The sequence below is a fragment of the Priestia sp. P5_B4 genome (genome assembly GCF_056400385.1).
Genome location: NZ_JBFULJ010000802.1, coordinates 1 through 1,766, shown reverse-complemented (window position 1 = coordinate 1,766; position 1,766 = coordinate 1). Strand labels below are relative to the sequence as shown.

At 37.6% G+C, this 1,766-nt stretch carries 3 protein-coding genes; 1 reads left to right on the top strand and 2 read right to left on the bottom strand.

What is annotated here, in order from left to right; genetic code table 11:
• Positions 1-786: MMPL family transporter (locus tag AC1DRF_RS26130; protein WP_477742092.1), on the top strand; the 786-nt coding region annotated here is incomplete at its 5' end.
• 45 nt (positions 787-831) lie between these two features.
• On the opposite strand, the gene AC1DRF_RS26125 is transcribed toward AC1DRF_RS26130, so the two are convergent.
• Both AC1DRF_RS26125 and AC1DRF_RS26120 read right to left on the bottom strand, forming a co-directional pair.
• Positions 832-1,131 carry a YxcD family protein gene (locus tag AC1DRF_RS26125; protein ID WP_013056994.1) on the bottom strand — a complete coding sequence of 100 codons (300 nt, stop codon included), beginning with the start codon at positions 1,129-1,131 and terminating at the stop codon, positions 832-834.
• Positions 1,119-1,574, bottom strand: a complete 456-nt coding sequence (locus AC1DRF_RS26120; RefSeq protein ID WP_043982395.1) for a hypothetical protein — start codon at positions 1,572-1,574, stop codon at positions 1,119-1,121. Before AC1DRF_RS26120 ends, AC1DRF_RS26125 begins: the two co-directional genes overlap by 13 nt.
• Positions 1,575-1,766 lie beyond the last annotated feature (192 nt).

Below are 1,766 nucleotides of genomic sequence, written 5' to 3'. Positions count from 1 at the left end.
ATGCTGGAAAACCCGCAGATAAGTGCACAGACAAAGCCAGCTGTAGATTCGTTCATTAACGGACATTATATGCTCATAAAAGCTACGCTAGATACAGACCAAAATTCAGATCAAGCAAAAGATTTTGTTCGAAAATGGAAAGACAAACGGTCACCTTTCACCGTTCATATTGGCGGCTATCCAAAATTCGAACAGGAAATATTCGATGAAATTTATGAGAAAGCTCCATATGGTTTGGCTCTTGTTTTATTTTCAACGTATGTCATTTTAATGATTGCTTTTCGTTCTGTCCTCATTCCTTTAAAGGCTATCATTATGAATATTTTAAGCTTAACAGCTACGTTTGGTTTACTTGTATGGCTGTTTCAAAATGGACATTTAGGTCTTACCCAATCTAATATTGCTTTAGTGCTGCCGGTCTTTGTTTTCGGCCTTGTATTTGGGCTTAGCATGGACTATGAAGTCTTTTTAATTTCGCGCATTCACGAAGTGTATCATCAAACCCGCGATAATAATGTGGCAACGGTAGAAGGCCTAGCTTCCACTAGTAAAATCATTACGAGCGCTGCTTTAATTATGATTGTAATTACAGGGGCCTTTGCTTTTACAGACGTAACGCCTGTTAAACAAATGGGTGTAGGAATTGCTTTAGCTATATTTATCGACGCAACGATTGTCAGAATGCTTCTTGTCCCTTCTCTTATGAAATTGCTTGGAGATGCCAACTGGTGGTTTTTCACTAAAAAACGCGATAAGTCCAGTTCCAACGAACAGTTAAAATCATAATAAAAAAACCCGCTCACTTGAGCGGGTTTTGCATTGAAGGCTTCTTTATCGACTTAATTTTGCAAAAGCGATAATGCCTTCTTCATCGTCTAATTCCAGTTCTAGTCCTGCTGCGTATGGGTCTACGTTCATTTCCGTATCCAGCCAAAAGCGCAGGGCTTCAATAATGTTCAAAGTAATATGAACCTGCTTACGATCATGCACGTATGACTCTGCTGAAAAACCGTAGTCATCATCATACATTAGCTCAATCTCTACTTCTTGAGGCTGAACTTGTTTCTTTTCTGCGATATACAAACACATCGCATTGATAATATCTTGTTCAGAAATTTTTATTGTCTCCAAGATTTCACTTCCTCATTTTTACGCTTGTTGCTACGTACGCTTTGGAATAACTTTACTACAAGAAGAATTAAAGCTACAATCACGAGCATGTTTACCATAAAGCCTAAAATTGGTCCTAATGGTCCTAAGCTTGATAGTAAGCTTCCGAATAATAAGCCCGCAATTCCTCCCATTAAAAGACCTTTCATTAAGCCGCCGCGCTTTGAGCTAGCCGCTGTACTTTTAGATGATGAGTTTTTAGACGTATTGTTTTGCTTAACTGAATTATTGTTATTGTTTTTAAATAAGCTTGATTGGTTATTGCTTCCGCTGTCAAAAGAGCGCTTTCCTGACTTATACCCTTTTGCGCTTGCTACGTTTGAACCGTCATGAATAAGTGATCCACCGACTGGTGAAAACACAACCGCTAATGCGATAAATGCGGCCAATAATTTTTTTACCATTGTTTTCCCTCCACTAAATGACTAACGTCACATATGTTTTTTCATATATGATTTCCATATATGTTCCTACGTTTCATCATACCAAAAGGTTTCACTTTTTTATATAAAAATGCATCAAGCTCCATCAAATGTTCACAGGATTAAACATTTGCACGTATTTCGTGCTTATATAACATCAGTTAAGTATAAATC